Source organism: Chlamydia psittaci 6BC, assembly GCF_000204255.1.
Taxonomy (GTDB): domain Bacteria; phylum Chlamydiota; class Chlamydiia; order Chlamydiales; family Chlamydiaceae; genus Chlamydia; species Chlamydia psittaci.
Genome location: NC_017287.1, coordinates 645,809 through 671,850, shown reverse-complemented (window position 1 = coordinate 671,850; position 26,042 = coordinate 645,809). Strand labels below are relative to the sequence as shown.

The following is a 26,042-nucleotide window of genomic DNA, read 5'->3' as shown; positions in this document are numbered from 1 at the left end:
TATATGAGAAAAAAAGATGAAATGAGAATTAATGAATAGATAAGATTTTTTCGTTGTTGTCGAGGAATCAATCGCTTCAAATAGATTTAAGAGAGTAGGTGAGGAGAACTTTCCAAGAAGCTGGTAAGAATCAGGTTTGCAGCGATACTATCCGTTTTTCCTTTTCTCTTTTTCCTACTGAGTCCGCAGTCTCCTTTTAGCATCCGTTCTGCTTCTGCTGAGGATAGCCTTTCATCCCAAAGGATCACTTCAACAGGGCAGAACTCTTGAAGTAGAGAGGACAGCTTGAGTATATCTTCTTGTAGGGCAGATTTTTGTCCTTTTTGCATGGGGATAGGGTTCCCTAAAACTACAGTGGACACATTGCGTTCTTGAATAATTCCAACAAGAAGCTTTGCTGTGGCTTCTAGCGTTTTTCCTGTGGCTATGAACCCTATAGGTAAACTAATGCACAGGGGAGATGACGCGTAGGCTAGACCTATCCGCTTCTCTCCGTAATCTACACCTAGGAAAACTTTGGCTGCCTGAGGATTAGACATAGGTTTTATTCCTAGAGTGAAGAAGTGCTGCCTCGATAAATCCTACAAAGAGTGGGTGAGGAGTTACCAACTTCGAAAGGAATTCTGGGTGGAATTGTACTCCTATCATCCAAGGATGATCTTTGATTTCTACGATTTCGCAAAGTTTTTGTTCTGGGCACATACCCACAATGTCTAATCCGTGATCTTTTAATTGTTGTACGTAGTTTAAATTCACTTCATAGCGATGTCGATGGCGTTCCATAATTTCAGGTTTCCCGTACATCGTGTATACTTTACTTCCTGGTGATAATACGCAAGGATAGGCTCCAAGACGCATCGTGCCACCTGTAGCAATTAATGAAGCTTGTCCATCCAACATACAGATAACGGGATCAGGTGTATCTTTGTCCATTTCTGTAGAGTTTGCTTGTTCTAGATTGAGGAGATGACGGGCATATTCAACAACAAGAACCTGCATCCCCAAACAGATTCCAAAATAAGGGATCCCTCTTTCTCTACAGAGCTTGGCTGCAAGAATTTTCCCTTCCCAACCACGAGACCCAAAACCTCCAGGGACCAGGCAACCATCGCATAGTTCTAAGGTTTCCAGGAAATGAGGATCATCAGAATCTAAAGGGAATAACTCTACTGAGCAATTCAAGCTTAAAGCGGCGTGAGTAATGGACTCAAAAACGGATTTATACGCATCTTTATGTTGTACGTATTTACCTACTAAACCTAAGCGTATCTTATTAGGAAGAGGATTGCGCAAACGCTCGATTAGCATTTCCCAATCACTTAGATCTTCTTTTTTAGTAAATAGGCCTAATTTCTCGGTGATAAACGTAGAAATCTTTTCTTGAGATAACATTAAGGGCATTTCGTATATCGAATGTTCTACATCGACAACGTTAAACACCGCAGTGCTAGGAACATTGCAAAATAGGCTGATTTTCTTTTTTACTTCCGAGCTTAAGGGAGCCTCGGATCTGCAGAGAATCGCATCGGGGATAATGCCAATGCTTCGCAAACTCTGAACAGAGTGCTGAGTAGGTTTTGTTTTTACCTCTCCTGCAGCTTGTAAATAAGGCACATAGGTCATGTGAATACTGAAGCAGTCCTCAGCATGCTCATAACGGAATTGTCGGATAGCTTCTAAAAAAGGTAGGGATTCTATATCTCCAACAGTACCACCGATTTCTACGATTAATACATCAGGATGATTTTCCCTAGCACATTCTAAGATAACTTCGATGATTTCATTAGTGATATGCGGGATGACTTGAACAGTACTTCCTAGATACACTCCATCGCGTTCTTTTTTAATGACTCGGGCATAGATTTGCCCGGAAGTCGCCGTAGAATGCCTAGATAGGTTTACTGAAGAAAAGCGATGATAGTGACCAAGGTCTAGATCCGTCTCTATTCCATCATTGGTAACGTAAACCTCACCATGTTCATAAGGATTCATGGTTCCCGGATCAACGTTAAGATAAGGATCCAGTTTTAACATCGCAACTTTAAGGCCTTGTCGCTCTAGTAGTAGAGCAAGCGAGGCAGCAGTTAATCCCTTGCCTAAGGAGGATACAACCCCTCCTGTTAAAAAGATGCACTTGAATGGCATGTTAAGTATTCTTCCACCTTATTTATATCTTCTGGATAATCGACTGAAGGGCTCTTAGCTTCCACTACACATACATGAATGGATCCACCGTGTTCTAATACACGTAGTTGCTCAAGATCTTCAGCTTGGCTTAGAGGAGAAGGAGCGGAAGCAATGTAACTGAACAAAGCAGATCTTCTATATGCATACACGCCAATATGTAGATAAATCGGTGTCTCTTTTTTTAAAATGTGTGGAATAGCGCTTCTGCTGAAATATAAAGCCTTTCCATTTTTATCGAAAACACATTTTACTTTTTGATTTGTTAAGATTTCATGAGGATCTGTGGTTTGAGCAACAGGAGTCACCATATGAATTTCTGGATTCTCTTCGAGTTTTCTCACAAGAGCATCTACAACGGTATGGCGTAAACAGGGCTCATCCCCCTGGATATTCACCATGATCTCAGCTTCAGGGAAATAACGCGATACGGTTTCCGCCATCCGTTCAGTACCATTGGCGCACTCTGGACTGGTCATAACACACTCGCCACCAAAATCTATCACGTGATCCATAATGCGTTGATCATCAGTAGCTACAACTACTTTATCTAGTGTTTCGCTTTGAATGATATTTTCATAAGTTCTTTGAATTAAGGATTTTCCTAGGATCATGGCTAAAGGCTTCCCAGGAAATCTGACACTGCCCCATCTCGCTGGTAAAACTCCAACCTTCTTACTGATAAACGTTTGCTCTTCCATAATCCGCAGCAACTCCTTAGTATCCAAGATTTTTTACAGTCAGGATTATTATCATGAGTTTTATAAAACACAAGATTTTTGATGATTTTGATTTTTTGTATTTTGTTATTAATAAAAGTGTCGGAAGTTATATTATTAAATTAATAAACGTATTTTATTTTTATTATGCTTTCAAAAGTCAGTAAGTTTTTATTAACCGTATTAATATCTCTACAAGCTCTATATCCAGCTTCATTAGTTGCTGGAGAATCTAAGACGGGTTTTCTCTCTAAAATGAAGAGTTGGTTCTCTGCTAAGGAGATGCAAGACGGTGACGTACGCGTTTCTAAGATCAAAGATAGTCTACCATGGAAACGGTATGATTATACGAAAAGTTGTGGCTTTTCTGCGGAGTTTCCTGGAGATCCAGAACATTCAGGACAGGTCATAGAGATTCCCCAATCAGAACTGACTATACGCTATGATACATACGTTACAGAAACACAATCGGATAACACGGTTTATGTTGTGTCTGTATGGGAGTACCCTGAGAAGGTGGATGTGAGCCGTCCGGAATTAAATCTTCAAGAAGGGTTTGCTGGAATGCTTCAGGCTCTTCCAGAATCACAAGTCCTATTTATGCAGGCAAAAGAGATACAGGGGCATAAAGCGTTAGAATTTTGGATATCTTGTGAAGACATTTATTTCAGAGGCATGTTGATTTCTGTAAATCACACTCTATATCAGGTCTTCATGGTTTATAAAAATAAGAATTCTAAAGCTTTAGACAAAGAATACGAAACGTTCACAAAATCGTTTAAGATTACGAAAGTGCGTGAGGCAAGAAATTTAGATTTAAAAAAGAAAGTTAGACTGTGAAAAACGCGTGATGTTCTCTGTGATGAATAAAGATTCATAGAAGATCAGCTCTTTCGAGTCTAGTTTTTCGCTACCTCTAGAGTCGAAAGAGCTATCTTCACTTTAGCTTTTTCATTCTCTTAAACATCATGTTTTTCTATAAGGAGCCAGAATTCTATAAGTGGAATTTTTATGGTTCTTCGCGTTGTTCTAGCTGCCGTTTTTTGTTGCTCCTTTATCTCTTTAGAATCAGCTCCTATAGATATTTTTAGTGAGAAACACGCTCCTTTATCTCGTATAGGCATTATCTTTGCTCTTCCCGAAGTTTCAGAATCTTCAGATTCCGCGTGTCCTATTCCTTGGTTTGCGAATAGCAAGAAGACAGTAGAGGGGAGGAGAACGTACTATTCTGGAGATTATTTCGGGAAGTATTTAGTAATGTCTTCTTTTTGGCCAAATAAAGTTTCTGCTGCTGTTATTAGCTGTAATATGATTCTCAAGCATAGAGTCGATCTTATCTTGATTATAGGGACATGTTACTCACGCTCAGAAACGGGGCGTTTTGGGAATGTTCTGATTTCTCATGGTTATGTTAACTATGATTCTGATGTACGCCCCTTTTTCAAGAGATTTGAAATTCCAAACATCCATCAGAGTATTTTTGCGACTAGCGAAGCGTATAGGGAGGCTGCCAAGATTGGGGGAAGACAGTTTATTGCTATGCATAAAGATTCTATCGAGCGTTTACTAAAAACCTATGGCTATCTAAAACCTACAACATCTACAGAACATGGTCTTACCGAAGGCATTATAGCTACTGGAGAGGCTTTCTCCATGTCTAAGAATTATTTTCTATCGCTTCAACAAATTCATTCCGAAATTCAAGGTTTTGATAGTGCAGGAGGAGCCGTTGCTCAGGTATGTTATGAATTTGGCATTCCTTGTTTAGGAGTAAATATTCTTATACCTCATCCTTTAGAGTCGTCAAGTAATGAAGCCTGGCTAAAATTACAAAGTGAAACTAGTAAGTTTTACACGGATTCTCTATTGAAAAGTGTGCTCCAAGAAATCTGTTTAACCCATTAATTCGTTTTTTTCTTAATTCTTTGGTTGAGGTTAAATCTCTTAGTTATTAAGATAACTTTTTCTTTTTTGATCACAATAAGAGAAGAATAGACGGGGACTTAGCTTAGTTGGTAGAGCGTCTGATTTGCATTCAGAAGGTCAGGAGTTCGACTCTCCTAGTCTCCAAACTCGCGGTTATAGCTCAGTTGGTTAGAGCGCGACACTGATAATGTCGAGGTCCCAAGTTCAAGTCTTGGTAACCGCAAGCTGACTTCACTTTAAACTCTGTGGTTTCTATATGTTAGAAGTCAAAAGTCTTAGCTATTCTTATTCTGACAAGTTAATATTTCGAAACACTTCTTTTGTATCTCATCCAGGAAAGATTACCATTATTTTAGGGGTGTCTGGGACTGGGAAAACTACCTTATTTCGTTTAATAGCGAATTTCTTATCCCCAGCCGAAGGGGAAATTCTCTGGTTAGGGGAACCTGTGCAACAAACAGATGTTGCTTATATGCAGCAAAAACATACGTTGCTTCCGTGGCGGACTGTATTGAAAAATATACACCTAAACTCGGAATTAGGAGGGAAACATAAGCGTTTCCGTATATCCTCTGAAAAGTTGCTTGAGGTAGTCGAAAGCTTCAATTTAGGTGATTTATTAGATTGTTATCCTGATGAACTTTCTGAGGGTCAAAAACAGAGAGTCTCTTTAGCTTGTCAATGCTTATCTCCAAAGCCAATATTACTTTTAGATGAACCATTTTCTTCTTTGGACATTACGACGAAAGAACAGTTGTATAAATATATTTTAAGGTTGGCAAGAAAAGACTATAAAACTGTGATTCTTGTTACGCATGATTTTCGTGATGTGGCTTTCCTTGGTGATGCATTTTATGTGCTTAAAAATCATGGTCTTGTTCCTGTGTTCTTTAACGATTTAACGCGTTCTACCAGTAATGTCCATCTGCTTATAGAGGATATCCGGGAGTGTCTTTCAACGTGACATTACCGTTATCGAATTTACCTGCACCTGAGTTAGGTTATACTCTACTCTCTTCAGAACAAAAGCTTTCTCTTTACGGCGATATTCACACACATCGGTGCAAGGGAACTCCTCTTGTATTTATCTCTGCAATTGCCCTTGTTGTTTCTCTGGTGCTTTTATTGATAGGATCTTGTTTGTTGGGGTATCCTCTTCTAGGATTGGTTTTTGTTTCTGATATCTTTTTGCCCTTTCTTCTTCCTGGGGTTCTTTTATTCGTGCTTATTTCTGTTCCTTTAATTCTGTATGCTTTTCAGCATCATAAGGAAGCTTTAAGTAAGCATAAACAATTGGCGGAGAGTAATTACTTACAGATTTTAAATTACTGTAATAGTCAGACAGGGAAGATCACCAAAAAAGATGTAGCTGAGTTCATAGAATCTCAAGTTTTGTTGTCGGAATATACACCGAGGTTTTCTTTTGTAACGTTATTTCAGACTACGAAGGTGATTCCTGAGCGAGATTCTTTGCAATCTTCTTTACATGATTCCCTTATTTCTGAGGGGATAGACCGAGCTCAAGAGGATATTTATGCAAGCGAGCATGACAAAGAAAAACGCGATCGCTTAGAGGCCGAAGAAGAAGCGCGAGCTGCAGAGCAAAGACAAGAAGAAGCATCTTCAGGAGTGCCTTCTTTACTCATATAATCAAAGACTCTCGTCTTACTTTTTCTGTATTATTTTCCCTACTGATAAAAAGATCAAAGCGATTCCTGTGATTATGGTAGGAATCAAGATAGGGGCATGTAGGGGAATATGAAAGAAAACAGGAGAGAGTAAGATCGCTGCTGAGAAAATCACACAGAGCCAGCGCAAGTACCGAAGACTATCAGCAAAAGATAGAGTGGAGAGCACAATAATGAACCAGCAGCAGATATTGGTGTAGTTTTTCAATGTGTCTGTGATGGCGAGCTCATCGCTCATTTTGATAAATCCTATGGTTACGCAAATAGTAATCAGAAGATGGATAGGAAAGGAAATTCCCTGAAAAGCTTGCTTGCATGCTTTTATAAAGGGCAATACGGTGCGTTCTTCCCAAAATAGGGAATCCCTGTAGTATTCTGATCCAAAGAGAGATATACGAATGAGCTCGCGTTTTTTATCGAGGAATCGTGCGAGATAGTTAAATGTTGCTCTGAATTCATCGTAAGCAAAAACAAACGCCAAAGCTGGTTGTAAGGTTAGAAATAAGGATAACCAGCAATCTAGAGTGAGTTGTTGAGTTACAATAGGAATGAAAGTGAGAATGATGGTGGATAGGAGGGTAATGGCTGTTGCTATGACGACTTTAGGGCGCGTATGCCAACGACGCTCTCCTCCGGATAGAGAGAGTACAACAAGTAAAGAATATGCGGTCATCATCATGGCATAGACAAAGAAGTCGTGCTCAAAACTACTTGAGGATATTCCTAAGGCAGATGCTGTTAAATACCGCGACTGTAGCCAGGCTAATAAACTTAATATCAAAACAGCAGCGCGACGTCCTCCAGAAGATGGGTTATAGGAAATCCCTTCAGGTAGAGTTGGCCCGACTTCCAAAGCTTCCGGACGTGTAGGAGGAATGCAGACAACAGCAAAGATAGCAAAGCCTATCAGAGTATCGTTTGCAAATACGATAGAAGAGCGTTCTGGAAAACAGGGAAAAAGAGAGACCCAAATGCCTACAAATACGCCAAACCAAAGCACAGAGCGTTTATAGAAAGAAATGCATGCTAAGAGAATGAGCAGGCTGCCACAGATCCTATCGGAAAGGATAACACTAGGAGCTTGATAGTTCAGTGTATTAGGAGTGCATATAAGCAATAATCCTAAAAATGCGGGGAGAATACTTAATTTAAAAAAACGATAACGGAAGTGCTTATAAATGTTTTCTAGGGTTTCTTTATCCATACAAGGAAAAATATTGTGATTTTTCTTTCTAAATAGAATGAGAATGATAAAACTAAAAGGTTTTTTATCGATGTGGACATATCTCAATATAGAAATAAGAGAATCAAAGAGAGAGCTAGACTTCTTTGCATAAAAAATAGTTTTCAATTTTTATTTTTTTATTTTATTTCTGAGTTCTGTGTGGGCCATATAAGATAAGAGAACAGTCATTGAATAAAAAGATATTAGTCATAGTTACCAGCGCTTTTTTCGTACTATGCTTTGGATTAATGATTTATAAAAAGCAGACGATATTACCTCCGAAAGCTCATATCCCTACAAATGCCAAACATTTCCCAACTCTTGGCAATCGTTACGCACCAATTAATATCACAGTATTTGAAGAGCCTTCATGTTTGGCGTGTGCAGAATTTAGCACTGAAGTTTTCCCCTTATTAAAAAAGAAGTATATTGATACAGGTGAGGTATCGTTTACCTTAATCCCTGTATGTTTTATTCGAGGTTCGATGCCTGCGGCTCAAGCCTTACTTTGTGTGTATCATCATGATCCCCGTGAGCCAGATATAGAAGCTTATGTGGAGTATTTTCACCGACTGCTTGTTTACCCTAAAGAGGAGGGTAAGAATTGGGCAACTCCTCAAGTATTAACTAAGCTGACTGAGAATTTGAAAACGCATTCTGGCCGTAGCATTAACCCCAAGGGGTTGATGCAATGTATCGATTCTCAACGTTATGAAGAGCAAATTAAAAAAAATAACATTTATGGCTCTCAGGTTCTTGGAGGGCAGTTAGCCACACCGACAGCTGTTGTTGGAGATTATCTTATCGAGGATCCTACATTTGAGGAACTAGAGCGTGTGATTCGACAAATCCGCTATTTACAAGCTGCGGAGGAAAACAATGATTAGATTCCTTCGTAATTATGCTTTATATTTTGCGTGGTTAATTTGTTGCACGGGAACGTTAATGAGTATTTACTACAGTTACTTATTAAATATAGAGCCGTGTGTTTTATGCTATTATCAAAGGATTTGCCTATTTCCTTTATCGGTTATCTTGGGAATAGCAACGTATCGTGAAGATAGTTTAGTAAAGATGTATGCTTTACCTTTGTCTATTGTCGGTATGATCATCGCTGTTTATCAGATTTGCCTACAAGAAATTGCCGGAATGACCATAGATATTTGCGGTCGGGTATCTTGCTCAACTAAGCTATTTATTTTTGGATTTATTACTATTCCTATGGCATCGGCATTAGCGTTTTGTGCTATTTCTTGCTTATTGATTTTATCAGGAAGTAAAAAGAGATAGTGAACGAGACGGGAGTATCAGAAGAGTCTCTTCTCTTATATTTTGTATTTCATCAGGATAATACAGAGAAGAGTATAAAACTTAGACTAATGTATTGCGTTACTCGAAGTTGATTACATTGCATTTACTTATTGTATTTCTGCATTCACTACGTCCTCTTCGCAAGAAGGTAGTTCTTGTAAAGTAGTTTGTACTCTACTCATTTGGCTCTGTAGCATGCCTTGACCTACTATATTCCTGAACTGAGAGATACTTCTTTGCATACCTTCTTCGTCATCCTCGTGTAGATTCCCAATATTTGATAATAATTGGGTTGTGACTTGTATCATGTTATCTATTGTTTGTGGATCTACAGTGAGCGATACAGTTACTGCTTCTCCTTTAGAAGGATCGCCTTGTACGTCAGTAGAAAATGCGTTCTTAAATTGTTCTGGATGTATGGTGGATAAATCTAATGTGCTTTCAGGTTGGTGATCATCCAAATCCCCAGAAATTGTTGGAATTAGTGGACTGCTTATCTCCTGATAGTGATTTTTGCAGCAGCAGAGACTCAGTTTCTTCCATAATATATTGATTATAGCACATAGTATCTTCGCAATGAGAAGAACAATCCCTAACCCTAAGATTTCTATCATCCCTGTTAGGGTATGCAACAGGAGTTCCTTTTTATCGACTATATGATCTTTCGTTGACCATACGCTATACAGCCTTCCTAGTCCCATAATTGTTCCGAGAATGGGTAGAGCTTTTTTAATTTCTAGGACATTGCTTGTGGAAAGAACGCCCGCGTGTATTGAAAGACGCCATTCTTGTACTATAGGTTTGATGCCAATAAAATTGCGGACAAATCCGGAACGGAATAGCGAGCAATGTTCTCTTGTTGCATTTAAGAAATCTTGATTATTAGGATATTTATTAATAAACATAACTATATTTTCACTTTTAAATAATGAATGTGGAATATCCTACTATTAGATTGAGATTGTTTCAATTTTAAATACAATTATTAACCGCAAGTATTTAATTAATAACGGTTTAGTGTTTTTCCATTATTTTAAGTTTTTGTTTTTTAGTGTTTTATTGTCCGCAGTTCAGTTTGCTAAAAAGATATTCTCTGAAGTTTTCCGCAGCATTTCCATCTCTTCTATGAATCAGAGGGGGTAGGCAGATGATGAGGAGATTCGCTATAGCGTTGTAAATGATCTTCAGAATTAGAGTAAGGATTCCTAAACCGCAAATTTCGATTATTGCCGTGAGTGTGAAGATAATCTTATCTCTGCGGTTATCTTCAAAAGTATCTGTAGACCACACACTGTAGATTTTCCCGATTCCCATAATTGCGCCTACAATGGGTAAAGCTCGTAGCACTTGAATAATCAAGCCATCTGCATCTAAATCGTCTATTTCATCAGAAAATATCCATTCAATAGCCCAATATTTTAAACCAAATTGATCACGGACAAATCCAAGTCTAAACAGTTTGGGGTAGTTTTGCGTGGCTTGATTAAATTCTGTATTATCGTGATATCTATTTATGAACATGAGTTACAATTTCCTTAGTATTTGTATTTATCAGTATATAGAAAAAGGCTGGTCTTGAGGAATGAAGATGAGGATTGTGATTCCAGCATGCTCTCTTATGTCTTGTATTTTTTATAAGGAAATAGACGACAGGCTTGATTGCGGCTGCAAGAAAAACCTGAAATATACGAAGGTTTAGAATGCCAAAACAAAGAATATCCGGGCAGTTTTGTTAGCAAACATTGCTAGATTTTTACTATTGGATATTGAGAGGGAAGCAGCTTATTTCTATTTATAAATTATTTCAATAATAAACATGAAATAATCTTGATAAATGTACTGTGTTTGTTGTGTATTTGCCTATCTTTATGTAACTAGTGCATAGTTATCGGTTTAGGGTAAATATGATGAGTTAGACGTTTAAAAGAAGGAAAATCTGTCTGGGGATTGGCTATGAGGAAGAACGAAAGAAGCTAGTCTATGGAGTAGGAATCCGAGAAATTCTAAGAAGTAGAAAGCCATCGTCAAAGCTATTTTTAATATTAGAGCTATTACACCGAGTCCTAACGTTTCTAATACTCCTGAGAGAGTGTGAAATAGGATGTCTTTGCATCGATCTTCGGGGTCTTTGGTAGACCAGAGGCTATACAGTTTCCCAAAGCCTAGGATATTCCCTATGATAGGGGCGCACCTAATGAGGAGTTCTTTAATTTCATCAGCGTTAGTGATGTCAATTTCCCAATCCATAGTATAGGGATACAACTGGGTTTCTGATCTGATAAAGCCATCTTTAAGTAACCAGTGAGCATTCTGGTTATCATAAAAGAAATCCGCATTGTTGTTATATTTATAGAAAAAACACTCCATATGTATGAGAAGATCACAGCCATTGTTAAGAATAGAATCGTTTACTTTGTTTCTGGTGTTAATTGAGGAAAAGGATTCTTATGGAGTTTTTGGGTGATTTCATGTTGATAAAACTAAGTAAAGCAATTTAAGACGATTTTAAATAAAAAGCAAATTTCTCTTATTTATTTTCATTTAAATAATCTTAAATACTTCGAGTTAAGTAAAATAATCTGAAAAGAAAAACTAAATCTCGTCATTTAAAATTTGTTTGCGGATATTTTTCATAAATTCTTGCATGTAGTGAAGATTGTGGATGGATGCCCAAATTCCTGCATTAGGCTCATGAACTTTGAAAAGGTGTCGTAGATAGGCTCTAGAGATCTTGGAGGTACATGTTAGGCATGTGCACTCTGGATCTATGGGGGAGAGATCGTTAGTATAAGCCTGGTTGGCGATTTTGATCGGGCCTTGAGAAGATAGGATTAATCCGTGTCGTGCGGCTTTAGTTGGATAGGAACTATCGAAAGAATCTATACCAAAACCAATAGTTGCCTGTATAGAGGGAAGGTCTCCTATACCTAAGAGATGTACGGGACGGTCTTTAGATAAGTAAGAAGTTGTTATATCAACAGTAGGGACCATTTCGTTGAGGTTTCTTCCTAAGCTTCCTCCAATGGCAAATCCGTCAAAAGGATGATCTTCAACAAATTTACAGCCAATTTTTCTTTGTTGGGGATCTATACCTCCGTGAATCACACCATACATAGATTGATGTCTAGGGTCTTTTTTATGGTAATCTAAGGAGCGTTTTTCCCATACGTAGGTGCGTGCACATGATGATAGGAAATATGTTGTATCGGAGTGAAAGGGTAAAAGCTCATCTAGAGGAATGATAATGTCGGCACCCAGGTCTTTTTGTGCTTGTACAGAAACCTCTGGGGATAAGAAGAGCTTGCTGCCATCTCGGTAGGACTTAAACCAAACTCCCTCATCAGTGACTTCTAAGATGGATGACGAGCCCTTTTTTTTCCCGCAGCTTTTGATTTCTTCGGCAACGGAGCCATAAGCAAGGCTAAAGATTTGAAATCCTCCGGAATCTGTGATGATGGGGGCATTTCTATGAATAAATTTATGCAGGCCTCCCATAGCGGCGATAGCTTCTATGCCGGGGTGGACCAGAAGGTGGTAGGTATTGCAAAACATTAACTGGATATTGCTGTGGTCTACAACACCTTTCAGGGCGCCATTTGTCGCTACAGGAACAAAAGCTGGGGTATCTATAGTTCCATGAGCAGTTTCTATTCTGCCTACACGTGCTCGTGATTTTTTAGATTGATGGAGGACATGAAATTTTAATGCCACGATAGGAACCCGAAACTACTGCCCTAAGAAAAGATCTCTGCTTCCATCTCATTCGAAAACAGTAGAATAAGCCTATAGGGAGGATATTTTCCTGTAAATAGAATTTATCCAGTGGGTAGGAAGCCTTTTGAAATGGCCAAACTTCTCCTGTACAGAAGAATTTTTATATTACCATTTTAGGTGGCGTTGCGCTTTTTGAGATGTTTGCCCAAGACAACAACGGGGACAGACATTGCGATGACACAGATTTTGGTAATTAAAGAAAATAGAATTACATGAGTGAGATTCGCTACGATTCCGTAGAGGCCTAGAAAAGAAAATAGCAAGGTGTCAATGATTTGAGAAGAAACTAAAGATATGGCTGATCTGGTTCCGAATGCTTTATCTTTGAACAAGGTTTTTAGGTAGGAGAAGAGTTTAAGATCTATAATTTGTACGAGGATTACAGTCACTAAAGAAGCTAGGGTTAATCGTAGCGTGGGTGAGAAAAGTGCTATAAAATGGTTTTGGGTCGTATCGTTAGGAGAGGGCTTAAGAGCGAGGTGTAACTGGGTTAAAAGCAGAAAGGCGATAGTGATTACCCATGAGCCGGTCATAGCTTCATTTACTTTACTTTGTCCGTAAACTTCTCTGGAGAAATTTAAACAAGACAAGATGCCAATCATGTAAACATCTGCTGAGGTAATTTCTAGGCCACATAGAACGATTTGTTTTAATACAAAAACGTTCATAATCACTGATAGGGTAGCCAACCAGCCTGTTAACCAGCCAGTACTTTTAGAAGAAAAAAATATACCCGCAAGCACAATGAAAACGGTTTGTGCTATGAAGATCATTTCATTATGCACAACAGCATCTCCTTGGATTTAGTAAAGTTTATAGGTCAAAGACTCATAGAAAGTACAAGTAAGGAGGAAATCTGACCAGAAAACGACTTACAAGTATAGAAAAAGGAGCTTAATTTGTATCTATTTTGCTTGAAAGTTCAGAGAAAGCGGTCGAAGGTTTCAAAGAAAAATTAGAATTGGATATTAGGTAAGCCATCTTCTGGTAGACCAGTCTAAGTAGGATTACTGTTGTGTATTTTGATCTCGGATTAATCCTGTTTTCACACCTACAAAGTAGACGATTTGCAACAAAATGAAGGCAACAATTTTAGCCAAGAGAATAAAAATTCCCAATCCTAGAGTTTCTAGAATTCCTGTTGTTGTATGCATAACGGTGTTGGCTGTTGCATCGCAGCTTCTATCTTTAACGGAGTAGATACTATAAAGACGTGCTAAGCCTCGGATCGTGCCTAGAATGGGAATAGAATTTAATATGGTGGATTTAAGGTTTTCTTTATCGATGAGTACCCAGCATTCTAAATGCGAGGAAACTCCTGTAGGTTCTGAGATCTGAGCAGATGAAGGGGTTTGTGTTCGTACATAGGCACTTTTAAGTAGGTGCGGATGATTACGCGTTCCCTCGATAAAAGATGCATGTGTTGGATAGGTTACAAACATATTCTTATCCTAAAGTAATATGAATTAAAGAACTAAAGCATAAGTTGTTAAAACATAGTAAAATATTAATATTTTTTTTATTTCTAGAAGAGGAAGACCTGGTTTTTGGAAGGTAAATTATAGAGAGATTGAAGGAATCGACTTTTAAATCTTTTCGCAAGGTGATGTTGTTACTTGTATAACATATGCTTCGGGTAAATTCTGGAGTAGAGTTTCTACTAAATCGCAGAATAGGAGGTATTCTATATCTCATCAAGGGAATACAACACTCTCCCATTCATTTAGATTTATCTAGAACAACAAGATTTGTTGATACACCCAATAAGTTTTGTAATGGAGTAATAAGCGAGGAATCCTATCCCACCAACAGTAACAACAAGGAGCAGAATAGCAAGTATTAAGATGGATGCTGAAACCATTGAAGAGATCTGTAGAGCGAGTAACAGAGGAGCCAGACCTAAAATCTCAAAGATCGCGATCGTAGAATGTTGACTCAAACTTCGAACTGAATCCTGGCTTCTGTCTTTAACTGACCAGAGACTGTACATACGTGCCAAGCCTCGGATTGTTCCTAAAATAGGTACAGAGCTTACGAGTAAAGATAGCATGACTTCTTTAACAGATTGCATATCGTGCGAATACATAATTTGCCCATCTAACCCTTTACGAGCAAAAGCACTTTTAATTAGGTAGGGAGCGTTTGCAGTTTGTTGTATAAAGTCTGCAGGTGTGTCATAACTTTTAATTAACATAACACTTTCACCAAATTTTTTTGTTAACGGGCAAGTATTTTATCATAAATCATTGAAATCAAACCAGCCTTATTTTTACAGGACCTAAGAAAAGGAGAGGATTTCTATTATATGTCAATTTTTTATTTGACAAATAAATTGCTATAACTCAAGCGATTTGAGTGCAAAGTCTGAGGTTTGAGGACCTAAGTTTGGTAGTTCGTATGAAATAATTGAGATATCGGATATCGCAAGGAAGCTGCGAAGGGGGGAGCAATAAAATAAAACCTCGCGAGTAGCGAGGTTTTTCAACAAATGGATGCAATCCCTATCATTGTAATTTATTCATTTGCTGGTGGAATTAAAGAATTAATCGCCTGTCCATTAGCAAATACTGTTGTATTAATGTAGTCAGCTGGGAATTGCTCGCCATAGAGTTCAATAACTTCCTGAGAATTGATAGCTTTCCAAATTTCTGAAAAACGTTTTGGCTCAGGTAGAACATCTTGAGGAGTGAGTAAAGCAGGATCAGTTACTGAGAACATAAATCCAAGGCTGTAGACAGTAGTGTCGTTGAGCTGTTTGGATACGATTACAGGGACTAAGCTGTGTTGAGGGTAGTGATTGCATAAAGTAACAAATGTTTCTTTTCCTATGCCGTATAAAATGGCAGATGCATGAACGTCTTCTTGGTTTTTAGAATCTTGTAAGTCAAGGGCAGTGGCATTAAGATCGGCATAGTTTTTCGACGGATCTTTTTTATCTTTACGTGAATCGTAATTGAAAATGCGTTGGGTTTTCTCAACATCTACAGCGGTATTCCAAAGGGATAGTCCTTGGCTTTGGAAGATAGAAGGATTCATGAGATCATCGTAAATGACTATAGGAACACAGTCCATCTGTTCAGATAGGCTCCAGGCTGATTTGATCGTATCCCAGATATTGCCTGCATCTTCGGTGTTTGTGAAGATAGGAGCTGAACTTTTAGCTTCTTGAACTATAGATTTATCAGCAGTAAATGCGTCATTTGCATCACATCCGGTAAGTAAAACAGAAAGGGAAGCTAGACACAAAGCACCCAGTAATCTGATTTTCGATAGGAAGAAGTTTTGCGTTCTCATATCTTTTCCTCATTCGCTATATTTAGTTCAAAAGCAAAAGACCCTAACAACTTACAACTTTATTTGCGATAAAAAAATATTATATAAAAATAAAAAATACCGTTCAGATAGTGATATCATAGGGATTTTTAATCGTGAGAACAAAAAGAGTTTTGTTCTAAATCATTGATTTTTTTCTTTTTGTTTTTTACCCTTCTGGGGCATTTATCCACCTTCACCATGATTTTAGAACGCATTTAATGCACTCCTCAAATCGCTTCAGAACTCGTTTCTATGGGTTCGGAATGTTCTATAACATTTGAGGAGGATTCTGAAGCAGAAAACCCTAGGTTAAGTTGATACGTCTGGATTTGGTTTCGTAGTTCTGTGATTTCAGATTCTCTTTCTTTTAAACGTTTTCTTAAGATGCCTGAGAGTCCATCCTCGATATTATTTACAAAGAAAAGAACGCCTACGCTGATAAATATGATGCCTATAAGTATCAGAACTGAAGATAAGACAATTGTTGTTGTGTTGAGCAAGTTCAGACCATTAAGAAAAAAAATTGCAGCGAAGATGGCAATTATAGTAGAAGAACCTAAAACTATTAACATAGTGTCTAGAAACAATCTAAGAGATGAGCAACGTTGTGATGGGTTCCTGTTTGCCTCACTAAGGCTTATAGTTGAAGGGAATGAGGAAAGTATTTTGTTGTTTGTAGGTACTGGATTTGACATGCCGAATCCCTAATTGGTTCATGAGTTTCGGTTGAACACAATATATAAAATTTTTTTTAATCGCAACGGGTCATCTTCTTTTCTAAGAACCGAAAACACCACTGCTGAATCTAGAGGCTAAGAAAAGATATTTAATTTCATGGAGATACTCATTATCTTTACTCAGATTTTTTTGAAAAAATTTCAGAAAAATCTAAATGAGAATCTAGGTTCCCTATTGGTTGTACCATTTCCAGGCGACAATATGACTGCAATTGACGAATTCATGCGTGTTTAGAATTTAAGGCTGTATTTCTATAAATATATCCTCTTTCTTTGAGACAGGTGCTTAATTGCTATATTGCAAGCTGTGAGAATACATACAACGTTCTTCACGTTGAAAAACTTAATGAAAAATTAGCCTTTGCAGAAGTCAGTTAGCTAAGAATACTCAGGTTATATTAATTGTCTTCTTCTCGTTATCAAAGAGGATTCTATGCGTAAATCAATGATATATTTATTGGGATGTGTTCTACTCATTCTTACTGGTTGTTCCCAATCTATTTCCTCAAAAAATAGCACAGACACGTTTGAACAGGTATTTTGTATTCAATTACCTATTTCTGATTTTCTATCCTATCCTGCTGCCTATCTACCTTCTCAATATCTATCTAAAGAAAACATAGATCCTAAGGTTATCGAAAGAGTAGATAATGAATCACGAAGGATGTGGAAGGAGATACATACAAAAATGCAATTAACGACTCCCTATATTCCTATCGTGGTGTATGGAAGTTTAATGAACCCTATTTCAGCGAAAAATACGCTTCAAGAATACTACCCACATGCTGTTTGGCTTCATAATTATGTTAGAGTATATAATTTGGATATTCGTCTCTTTGGAAAGTCCTCTAGAGTAACAGATGCGGATGGTGAAGAGAATCATGGTGCCCTGAATTTGAAGTATGCTCCAGGGAAGCGTTGCAATGGAATTATTCTAGCTCTTGGAGAAGATGATTTCGTTGCCTGTCGTCGTCGTGAAGGAGTTTATAATTGCGTTCCCGTTGTTGTTTCTGATTATGTCTCTTCAGAGCGCTGTAGGCACAGTATAGCTTATGCGTGGATGGCTGGGGATCAAGTTTGTACCCATCATGTGCTTCCTGTGAAGGGATACTATTCCATGGTCTGGGAGGGAATAACATCCGATAATGTGAGGGAGAGTTTTGGAGAACACTTTGCTGAGGATTATTTGGAGACAACTTTTTTAGCTGACGGTCGATCGGTAAAAACAATTCACGATGAATATAAAGACGCTCCTATTCGTTATTAGTGTTGTCTGTTGCACTGTAAGTTCAGTCATCTCAATGTATTCTGAGAGCTTTTTAAAAGCTCTCAGTTATTCTGTGTGATTTTCTGAGTTTTCTACACTAGAGCTCAGCGAAATTGTCTGAGTTGATTTGATCTTTTTGGCATTTTCGCACAGTTTGGGATCCATCGTTTCTTATGAGTGAATTTTTACTCAATTTTTCAATAATCCATTGAGATTATTGTAGATAAGTGCTAGTATCCTCCCCAACTACAATGCTTTCACTCTTGTTTTTAGGCAGTTTGTCCTTTTTTTTAGTGAGAAGCATGGGTTCTTTAATTGCGTACCGAACTTGATTATCTTCACTTTGAGAACTATATGCGTGAAGCTCTGACTTTTGACGATGTTTTGTTAAAACCTCAGTACTCTGAAGTACTTCCACAAGAAACGTGTTTGTCTTCTTCTGTTTCAAAGTCTTTGCCTTTATCTATTCCTATTTTGTCCGCTGCCATGGATTCTATTACAGAATTCTCCATGGCTAGAGGTATAGCAGTAGCTGGAGGTTTGGGTGTTGTTCATAAAAATCTCACTGTGAATGAGCAAGTGAGTGTTGTGAAACAAATAAAATCCCAAGATGCTTCTTTTGCAGTTGGCTGTGCTGTAGGTGTCGGTCAACAAGGCTGGGAAAGAGCGGATATGTTAGTTGAAGCTGGTGTAGATGCTTTAGTAGTCGATACTGCTCATGGACACTCTAGATTGGTACTGGATACCGCCGAGTATCTTAAAAAGAACTATCCTGAAGTGACGCTCATAGTAGGAAACATTGTCTCAAGGGAAGCAGCTCTGTGTTTAGCTGAAATTGGTGTAGACGCTGTTAAGGTGGGTATAGGACCTGGATCTATATGCACAACACGGATTGTTTCGGGTGTGGGAGTGCCTCAATTGACAGCGATTATGGATGTTGTAGAGGCTTTGCGCGGTTCTTCTGTTCGTATTATTGCTGATGGAGGCATGCGTTACTCTGGCGATATTGTTAAAGCCCTTGCTGCTGGGGCGCATTGCGTTATGCTTGGCAGTATGTTAGCAGGTACCAACGAGACCCCAGGAGATATAGTTCATGTTCATGGTCAAGCGTACAAAATGTATAGGGGAATGGGTTCTCAGGGTGCTATGGAAAAAGGAAGTGCTGAGCGTTATTTTCAAGAATGTAATGCTAAAAAATTTGTTCCCGAAGGGGTTGAAGGACTTGTGCCGTACAAAGGTTCGCTTGATGATGTGCTTTATCAGATCTTAGGTGGTCTGCGGTCAGGTATGGGATATTTAGGTGCGCGTAACTTAGAAGAATTACAAAAAAACGCGGTATTTGTTCGTATCACTCATTCAGGAAAAACAGAAAGTCATATTCATAATTTACAATACGTTCAAGGCACCCTGAACTACCAGATCTCTAAATAGGAGGTTTTGCTATCTTGAGTAAGATTCTCATTCTTGATTTTGGCTCGCAATACACCAATGTTCTGGCAAAAAAGATACGTGCGTTTTCGGTGTTTTGTGAGGTGCTTCCTTGGAATACATCTTTGGAAGATATTCTTCACAAGCAGCCTGCGGGTTTGATTTTTTCTGGAGGGCCTCACTCTGTTTACCAGGAAAATAGCCCAAAAGTTGATCAAGAAATCTATAATGCGAATATTCCTATACTTGGTGTGTGTTATGGTATGCAACTTATCGCAAGAGATTTTGGAAGTGAGGTGCAAAGAGGAGCCAACGAATTTGGTTATATCCCTATAACTTTTTATCCTAGTGAACTTTTCCAAGGTCTTGTGGATAAGGACTCCTTTCAGACCGAAATTCGTATGAGTCATTGTGATTCTGTTACTGTGCCTCCTAAAGATTTCTCCATTACAGCAAGTTCTCAACGCTGTCCTGTTGCTGCTATAGAATGCCCTCAAAAAAAGATTTTCGGTCTCCAATTCCATCCTGAGGTTTCAGATTCTCATTCGATAGGTGATAAAATTTTAGCCAATTTTGTGAGGCATATTTGTCGAGCTCCAGAAACCTGGGAAACTCAAAAAATCGGGAAACAACTTATTAAAGAGATACAAGAAAAAGTCGGAGAAACGGAACGCGTATTACTAGCTCTTTCTGGAGGCGTAGATTCTTCTGTTTTAGCTGTTTTACTGCATCGTGCTTTAGGTGATCGTTTGTCTTGTGTCTTTGTAGATACAGGATTGTTAAGAAAAGGTGAAGCTCAAGAGGTGAAACAGTTGTTTGCTTCTTTAGGGCTAGAAGTGATCGTGGAAGATGCTTCTGAAAAATTTTTCCGAGATTTATCTGGAGTATATGATCCTGAATTAAAACGTAAGGTTATAGGAGCTGCTTTTGTCGATGTTTTTGATAACATATCTAGAGACCTTAATGTTCAGTGGTTAGCTCAGGGGACTATTTATTCTGATGTAATTGAGTCGGCGAAGTCTTGTGACGCAACGCAAGTGATTAAGTCTCATCATAATGTCGGCGGGCTTCCAGAAAAGTTAAATCTAAAGCTCTTAGAACCTCTACGTTTTCTTTTTAAAGATGAAATTCGAGCTTTAGGTAAGACCTTAGGTTTGCCGGAAGTATTTATCAACCGACATCCTTTTCCAGGACCAGGTTTAGGAATCAGAGTTCTTGGAGAAGTTCGTCAAGAGTATGTAGAAATCGTAAGAAATGCGGATAGCATATTTATTGAAGAACTAAAAAAAGCTGATTTATACCAGGATGTCAGCCAAGCATTTGCTGTCTTTTTACCTGTGAAGTCTGTCGCTATCAAAGGTGACTGTAGACATTACGGCTACACGATAGTTTTACGTGCTGTAGAGTCTAATGATTTTATGACAGCGTGCTGGTCTCAGTTATCCAGAGAATTTCTTAACCAGTGTTCGTCTCGCATCATTAATGAAATCCCTGAAGTTAGCAGAGTTGTTTATGATATTTCTGATAAACCTCCAGCAACTATTGAATGGGAATAAAACTCAAATCTAAGAAAGCAAAGAATATGGTTGATAATAAGCTTTTTTTTATTATCGAACAGTTGTCTCAACTATCCTCTGAGCTCGATGATACTCTGTGCACAAGTCAATTCATTAAGAACCTACCTAAAGCAGATATTCATGTGCATCTTCCGGGGACGATTTCACCGCGAACAGCTTGGGAGTTAGGAGTAAGAAATGGGCTTATAAAATGGAAGAACGGTGAATGGACATTCTCTCCTTTATCTAGTAAGAACCCTCATAAGAACTATTCTGAAATATTTAAGAATTTTGAGAGTATCCGCTATGAGAAGGATCCTGATGTTTCTGTGTTAAAATATGCTGTGATTTCTCGAGATTTTTCGAGCTTTGATCGGATTATGGCTACTGTACAGGGACACAGGTACCCTCCAGGAGGAATTCAGAATGAAAATGATCTTTGGCTAGTTTTGCAAAACTATTTAAAGCAATGTATAAAAGATAACATCATCTATACTGAAGTCCAACAAAATATACGCATAGCGTACGCTATTTATCCTTCACTTGCGCCTCAAGAAGCTCGTTTCCGCTTGTATGATCTTTTTTCTAGGGCTGCACATCTTTTCCAGTGTCAAGGGATTGTCCTGCGTTTTTTGAATTGTTTTAATAAAACAGATTCTTCCAACCTACAACAATCTACACAACAACGCTCCGAAGAGGCTGCACAATGGCTTGATGAGGCTGAAGCGTATTTTCCTAATCTTTTTGTTGGATTGCAATCTGCTGGAGCAGAAACTTGCCCTCAGGCAGCACCTATGAAATTAACACCAGGATATCGTTACGCATATGACAGGGGATTCGGGTGTGAAGCTCATGCAGGAGAGGGGACAGGCTTTTTATATTTAAGCCAAACTTTGAAGGCTTTACCTATACAGAGAATAGCACACGGGTTTCAGGCAATTGAACACTTACCGACTATTCATGAAATCCAAGAGAAGAATATCACGCTTGTCATGGCCCCCGCTATTAATCTTATACTGGGAGCTTCATTGCACCAGTATTCAGGATTGAAAAAGATAGGTAAAACGATGATTAATAGCCTGGATGGTCATCCTTTTTTTTCTTTATTTAGGCATCATAAGCTTAGTGTAACATTGAGTTCCGACAATCCTCAAATGGGAGGGACTTCTTTGCAAAATACGATGCTACTTTTATCTGGATTCCCTTCAGATGAAGATTCTGAGTTAAGTCATGTGAAATCTTCACCACTCACACTTAAAGAAGTCATACAACTGAATGTCGAGGCGATAGTTTCTTCATTTGCAGATGCGAGTACAAAAGTACTCCTTCTAAATCGGGTCTTGGGATACTTGTTAGAGTTCTATCGTTTAGGTAGGAGAAAAGTTAAGTAGCATTCACGAGAGTTTGTGAAAGCTATTTCCTAAAAATTGCTTAGGTAAAGCTTTTGTAGATAGCTGCATGGGCTATCCGATCTGTTTCTGATAAATACAAAAATATCATCATTTGCTACAAATTTCTTGTTATTCTGCGATGTATTCATAAGCGGTTTTTTTCTGAATATTCAATTTTTTAAGCCCCTATTTCTGGCTGTATTCATGTTTTCTCACTTATGTTCATCTTTGATTTTTTTACATGACTTCCTCGACGAACTTGATAGCTTCCATAAGGGAAATGGGTATTTAGAATCAGTAGCTGAGAGAGTAGACCGATTACTTCAATTTCGAGACACAACTCTCGTACTCTATATTGACAAGATGAATACTCGAGGACAACTTGTCTATGTGCCCATACACATTCCGTTATTCTTTCAAGAGAGATTAAAAACTTTATTTCTATATTTATGTGTTATTCCGGCACTTATAGCTTTGGTTATTAAACTCATCACGCGGATTGCGTTGTATTTCAAGTATCGTGGTTGGGAAAATTGGACGGACAACACAGATATTTTAATGACACCTCTTACCAGTGCATGCTAGAATCCCATCTTAAATGCACTAGAGATCAACTGATTTTATGAATAGTAGATCTTAGTATGGAGAGGTGACATGTCATAAACTGCATTATGACATGCCGAAAAAAACGAATTAACGTTTAGATTTTTCTAGGATAAAGACCGCATCGTTTGGACTATCTGTTCTAGTTAAAGTGTTATGACCATCCCGCATGCTAATATTCGATAAATACTTGTTACTTGCCGTGTGTTTGAGTCGTACTTCGTCTCCATCTCGGATGATGTTGTCTTTAGTCACATTGACTTTCTCTATTTCAAACCCACACCGATCTGTATAGTATGAGGTATCCAAGTAAGCTTCTGGATAGCTGCTGTAAAAAGCAATAAACGCATAATCGACAAACCCTGATCTGTACAAACCTTTTCTAACGTCAACAGCTCCTATATTACAAAAAGTATTATGAACGATCTTTTGCTGTATTCGATCATTTTCGACTTGGAAATACAACACGAAAGGCACAGCAACAGATTCTTCTTCTATTTGTGGGAAAAGATAGGGGAGAGTAGACCAGTAACCTAGGTAGGGCTCACTGACTATAGAAGAAGAATTTCCTGATCGCAAAATAAATCGAGAAGAACGTAACTCAATTCCTGAAGTAAATCCTTCATGGATTTCTTCCATTTTTGGTTTGTGTTTTTTAAGATATACATCAATTGCTTGTTGCAACGCTTGTTTTTTTTCTCCGAGAGTAGCCGTATCCATTGTTGGGAAATATTGAGGGATAAGGATATCCGTTATAGGAGAAACGGCAATTTGTATGGGAATAGGGTCTAGAGGTACGCTTTCTGACCAATCCTTAAAATCTAAATGATCTTCTTCTATTGTTGGTAAGACAGTTCCACCTAAAAATACCGTTTGCGCTGAGCTCGTTGAATTAAGAGAAGAGTATCCTGATTCTGTTGTATTTGTAGCAGAACCTTTTAAAAGCGAGTTTGCTGCTGCTGTCGATAGTGATATTTTCTCTTGTTCGAGTTTTTCAACTTGTTCGAAACTAATTTTGAGCACTTGAAATCCTACTCCTCCGTATGTCACAGAAGTCGTATAATGAGTGCCTACGTTTGAAATAAAAGCTTCTAAGTGTTTGGGATCTTGTATATTAAGAGTTGTGATAATTTGCTGGAATTCTTCATCTATTTTCAGTTTTTCGGGGTCTGAAGCACGATCTTGCTGCAGAGTATATAGAGAATGTGAAGCTGTTGTACATGTTACCGTGTTTTTGGAATGCTGAGTGTTTTTCTTTACAAAATCATAAGTAAAGCTAGCTGAAAAAGCCACATCTTGTGCTAAGTCGTCGTCGTCAGTGCTAGTGCTGCCTAAGTCATCAGGTAGATTCGAAAGACTTTTCAGACTAATTTGGTAAATATGACAGTCATCTAAGCTTTTTTGAAATCCTGATTTGATTTTTCTAAGAGCATAAGTTTGTTCTGACGTAATACGAATTTCCGATACTTGTTTACTAATTAAGACGGCGGCTATGGTATGACCACCCACTTGAATTTGATAATTGAAGTTTGCGCTATCCATCCCCTGGAGATCTAGACGGACATCTCCTTGTGTCAGAATTTGACTTTTCGCTTGGTTTCTCCATAAATTTTTAAAAGTGATTTTATTAATAAGTATTTTAGCATCTTGTTTATATTTCTTGATGATGTCTAAAAGTTTAGGAGAATAACTCGGAAACAACTGTTTTTTAATTACTAAAATTTCTGTTTGTGCGGATCCAAAACTCTTATCGAACAAATGAGAATTTTCTAAATTACAAGATACACGCGGTAAAGAATAAGGAACGTTAATAGTTACTGTGGTAGAAAATTCTTGTGAAAATGATGAGGTTTCTTCGAATATCGATGTATTCACGGATACGTCTAGGGAGGGTTTAGGGAATAGTTTAGTCCCGGGAGGGATTCCTAAACGCCCGTCAGAACTGGGGATGGCTGTTTCTTCTGTGAAAGAGTAATCTAGGATGTTTACATCGCGTAAGCTATTCAGAATGTTCACAGGATCTAGAGTCACAATATCGAGAGCTCTTCCTAGGAAAGACACGTTGCGTACTAAATCATAAGAATCTGGTTGGGTGGCAAGGGTATTTTGTGGGAAGGCGTTTGCTTCTGTAACTAGGAACTGTATGCCATTTTGGCTGCTAAGCAGTAGAGAGGATTTGATTATTTCTAAGAGAGCCTCTGTATAAGGGTATTCTAAGAGATTGCGGTCTACTATGCATGAAGCGACACGACCAAGGATTTTGGGCTCTATGATATCGTAGATTATCCCTTGTTCATGATTGCCTCTGCAATGTAATGCATATCCGCATGAAAAGTTATGTATATCAAAATCTGTATTTGAGAAATCGTGGGCTTGTAAATTGTTGATAAAAATTTCCAAGACATGTTTGTCATCTATTGGGAATGGTGAGGACACAATAGATGAGGACTTGTTTAAGAGTGTCTGTGAGTCTAATCTCAAATCGAAAGTGTTATAAGGTATTGAGACGTAGTTTAAAGCATTTGGCGTGCTGTGATTGTGTATAGCATGATCTGGCATATACGGATTTTCAACCTGCGCAAATGGAAAGAGATTTTCAAGGTTGTCAGTTATATATTCAATGGTTATTTTTGTTCATTAAATACTAAACTAATAAGTTTGAAACACTTAAATCTTATTTCTTTTATTAATAAAAGATAAAAATAGTCGTATTTTATAGAATCTCATTACAAATGTTCATCCAAAGATGAAGGCTATCAGCATGCGTCTCCCTGTATGTGATAGACTCATAGGATGAGCAAAAATACATCAGAGACATATTTCCTATCTCTGATGTGTTTGTCAGGCATTGTTCTCTTTCTGTTTTGATACATAGTTCATCAAAAGTTGTTCACGCAATTGAACAACTGGGACACCAA

General features: G+C 38.1%; 25 protein-coding genes and 2 tRNA genes. 13 read left to right on the top strand and 14 right to left on the bottom strand.

Annotated elements, in window-relative coordinates; translation table 11 throughout:
- Positions 1-86: 86 nt before the first annotated feature.
- The 3 genes from ruvX to kdsB are packed head-to-tail and all read right to left on the bottom strand — an operon-like array spanning position 87 to position 2,885.
- A complete protein-coding gene (gene ruvX, locus G5O_RS08120; protein ID WP_006343265.1) occupies positions 87-539 on the bottom strand; it encodes a Holliday junction resolvase RuvX in 453 nt (150 codons plus the stop codon).
- Complete coding sequence (locus G5O_RS08115) at positions 532-2,145, bottom strand: CTP synthase (RefSeq protein ID WP_013747374.1); 1,614 nt, start codon at positions 2,143-2,145, stop codon at positions 532-534. Before G5O_RS08115 ends, ruvX begins: the two co-directional genes overlap by 8 nt.
- A complete protein-coding gene (kdsB, locus tag G5O_RS08110; protein WP_006343263.1) occupies positions 2,121-2,885 on the bottom strand; it encodes a 3-deoxy-manno-octulosonate cytidylyltransferase in 765 nt (254 codons plus the stop codon). Before kdsB ends, G5O_RS08115 begins: the two co-directional genes overlap by 25 nt.
- A 165-nt stretch (positions 2,886-3,050) precedes the next feature.
- On the opposite strand from kdsB, the gene G5O_RS08105 reads away from it, so the two are divergent.
- The 6 genes from G5O_RS08105 (at position 3,051) to G5O_RS08080 (ending at position 6,479) form a co-directional block, all read left to right on the top strand.
- Positions 3,051-3,743 (top strand): hypothetical protein, encoded by a 693-nt coding sequence (locus G5O_RS08105; RefSeq protein WP_006343262.1) that lies wholly within the window; start codon positions 3,051-3,053, stop codon positions 3,741-3,743.
- Between the two features lie 171 nt (positions 3,744-3,914).
- A complete protein-coding gene (locus G5O_RS08100; protein ID WP_006343261.1) occupies positions 3,915-4,808 on the top strand; it encodes a 5'-methylthioadenosine/S-adenosylhomocysteine nucleosidase family protein in 894 nt (297 codons plus the stop codon).
- A gap of 92 nt (positions 4,809-4,900) precedes the next feature.
- Positions 4,901-4,973 (top strand) — tRNA-Ala (locus tag G5O_RS08095).
- A gap of 5 nt (positions 4,974-4,978) precedes the next feature.
- Positions 4,979-5,052, top strand: a tRNA-Ile gene (locus G5O_RS08090).
- Positions 5,053-5,085: 33 nt separating this feature from the next.
- Positions 5,086-5,793: an ABC transporter ATP-binding protein gene (locus G5O_RS08085; protein WP_006343260.1), complete on the top strand. Its 708-nt coding sequence runs from the start codon at positions 5,086-5,088 to the stop codon at positions 5,791-5,793.
- On the top strand, positions 5,778-6,479 hold the full coding sequence (locus G5O_RS08080) for a hypothetical protein (RefSeq protein ID WP_006343259.1): 702 nt from the start codon (positions 5,778-5,780) through the stop codon (positions 6,477-6,479). The genes G5O_RS08085 and G5O_RS08080 overlap by 16 nt, the downstream gene beginning before the upstream one ends.
- 15 nt (positions 6,480-6,494) lie before the next feature.
- Here G5O_RS08080 and G5O_RS08075 read toward each other — a convergent pair whose 3' ends face one another.
- Positions 6,495-7,721, bottom strand: a complete 1,227-nt coding sequence (locus tag G5O_RS08075) for an SPW repeat domain-containing protein (protein WP_006343258.1) — start codon at positions 7,719-7,721, stop codon at positions 6,495-6,497.
- A 269-nt stretch (positions 7,722-7,990) separates the two neighbouring features.
- Here G5O_RS08075 and G5O_RS08070 point away from each other — a divergent pair, with 269 nt between their 5' ends.
- Both G5O_RS08070 and G5O_RS08065 read left to right on the top strand, forming a co-directional pair.
- Complete coding sequence (locus G5O_RS08070; protein WP_013747373.1) at positions 7,991-8,629, top strand: DsbA family protein; 639 nt, start codon at positions 7,991-7,993, stop codon at positions 8,627-8,629.
- Entirely contained in the window at positions 8,622-9,032 is a 411-nt protein-coding gene (locus tag G5O_RS08065; RefSeq protein ID WP_013462684.1) for a disulfide formation protein, read from the top strand. Before G5O_RS08070 ends, G5O_RS08065 begins: the two co-directional genes overlap by 8 nt.
- Positions 9,033-9,160: 128 nt before the next feature.
- Here G5O_RS08065 and G5O_RS08060 read toward each other — a convergent pair whose 3' ends face one another.
- The 9 genes from G5O_RS08060 to G5O_RS08020 form a co-directional block, all read right to left on the bottom strand.
- Positions 9,161-9,958: a hypothetical protein gene (locus G5O_RS08060; RefSeq protein WP_006343255.1), complete on the bottom strand. Its 798-nt coding sequence runs from the start codon at positions 9,956-9,958 to the stop codon at positions 9,161-9,163.
- Between the two features lie 151 nt (positions 9,959-10,109).
- Positions 10,110-10,574 carry a hypothetical protein gene (locus G5O_RS08055; protein ID WP_006343254.1) on the bottom strand — a complete coding sequence of 155 codons (465 nt, stop codon included), beginning with the start codon at positions 10,572-10,574 and terminating at the stop codon, positions 10,110-10,112.
- 399 nt (positions 10,575-10,973) lie between these two features.
- Complete coding sequence (locus G5O_RS08050) at positions 10,974-11,420, bottom strand: hypothetical protein (protein ID WP_006343253.1); 447 nt, start codon at positions 11,418-11,420, stop codon at positions 10,974-10,976.
- A 225-nt stretch (positions 11,421-11,645) separates the two neighbouring features.
- On the bottom strand, positions 11,646-12,764 hold the full coding sequence (tgt, locus tag G5O_RS08045; RefSeq protein ID WP_006343252.1) for a tRNA guanosine(34) transglycosylase Tgt: 1,119 nt from the start codon (positions 12,762-12,764) through the stop codon (positions 11,646-11,648).
- 176 nt (positions 12,765-12,940) lie between these two features.
- Positions 12,941-13,612: a queuosine precursor transporter gene (locus G5O_RS08040; RefSeq protein WP_006343251.1), complete on the bottom strand. Its 672-nt coding sequence runs from the start codon at positions 13,610-13,612 to the stop codon at positions 12,941-12,943.
- A gap of 222 nt (positions 13,613-13,834) precedes the next feature.
- A complete protein-coding gene (locus G5O_RS08035) occupies positions 13,835-14,269 on the bottom strand; it encodes a hypothetical protein (RefSeq protein WP_006343250.1) in 435 nt (144 codons plus the stop codon).
- Between the two features lie 287 nt (positions 14,270-14,556).
- Positions 14,557-15,021: a hypothetical protein gene (locus tag G5O_RS08030; RefSeq protein WP_006343248.1), complete on the bottom strand. Its 465-nt coding sequence runs from the start codon at positions 15,019-15,021 to the stop codon at positions 14,557-14,559.
- 320 nt (positions 15,022-15,341) lie between these two features.
- A complete protein-coding gene (locus G5O_RS08025; RefSeq protein ID WP_006343247.1) occupies positions 15,342-16,121 on the bottom strand; it encodes a hypothetical protein in 780 nt (259 codons plus the stop codon).
- 248 nt (positions 16,122-16,369) lie between these two features.
- Positions 16,370-16,837, bottom strand: a complete 468-nt coding sequence (locus tag G5O_RS08020; protein ID WP_013462683.1) for a membrane protein — start codon at positions 16,835-16,837, stop codon at positions 16,370-16,372.
- A 475-nt stretch (positions 16,838-17,312) separates the two neighbouring features.
- On the opposite strand from G5O_RS08020, the gene G5O_RS08015 reads away from it, so the two are divergent.
- The 5 genes from G5O_RS08015 to G5O_RS07995 all read left to right on the top strand — a co-directional run bounded on the left by G5O_RS08015 (position 17,313) and on the right by G5O_RS07995 (position 23,106).
- A complete protein-coding gene (locus tag G5O_RS08015; RefSeq protein WP_006343245.1) occupies positions 17,313-18,146 on the top strand; it encodes a gamma-glutamylcyclotransferase family protein in 834 nt (277 codons plus the stop codon).
- Positions 18,147-18,500: 354 nt separating this feature from the next.
- Entirely contained in the window at positions 18,501-19,577 is a 1,077-nt protein-coding gene (gene guaB, locus G5O_RS08010; protein WP_006343244.1) for an IMP dehydrogenase, read from the top strand.
- A 14-nt stretch (positions 19,578-19,591) separates the two neighbouring features.
- A complete protein-coding gene (gene guaA / locus G5O_RS08005; RefSeq protein WP_006343243.1) occupies positions 19,592-21,130 on the top strand; it encodes a glutamine-hydrolyzing GMP synthase in 1,539 nt (512 codons plus the stop codon).
- Between the two features lie 26 nt (positions 21,131-21,156).
- Positions 21,157-22,521 carry an amidohydrolase family protein gene (locus G5O_RS08000; protein ID WP_006343242.1) on the top strand — a complete coding sequence of 455 codons (1,365 nt, stop codon included), beginning with the start codon at positions 21,157-21,159 and terminating at the stop codon, positions 22,519-22,521.
- Positions 22,522-22,725: 204 nt separating this feature from the next.
- Positions 22,726-23,106: a hypothetical protein gene (locus tag G5O_RS07995; protein WP_006343241.1), complete on the top strand. Its 381-nt coding sequence runs from the start codon at positions 22,726-22,728 to the stop codon at positions 23,104-23,106.
- A gap of 108 nt (positions 23,107-23,214) precedes the next feature.
- Here G5O_RS07995 and G5O_RS07990 read toward each other — a convergent pair whose 3' ends face one another.
- The gene (locus G5O_RS07990) at positions 23,215-25,683 is read right to left on the bottom strand and encodes an MAC/perforin domain-containing protein (RefSeq protein WP_013462681.1); all 2,469 of its coding nucleotides are present in this window, start codon (positions 25,681-25,683) and stop codon (positions 23,215-23,217) included.
- Positions 25,684-26,042: the final 359 nt, after the last annotated feature.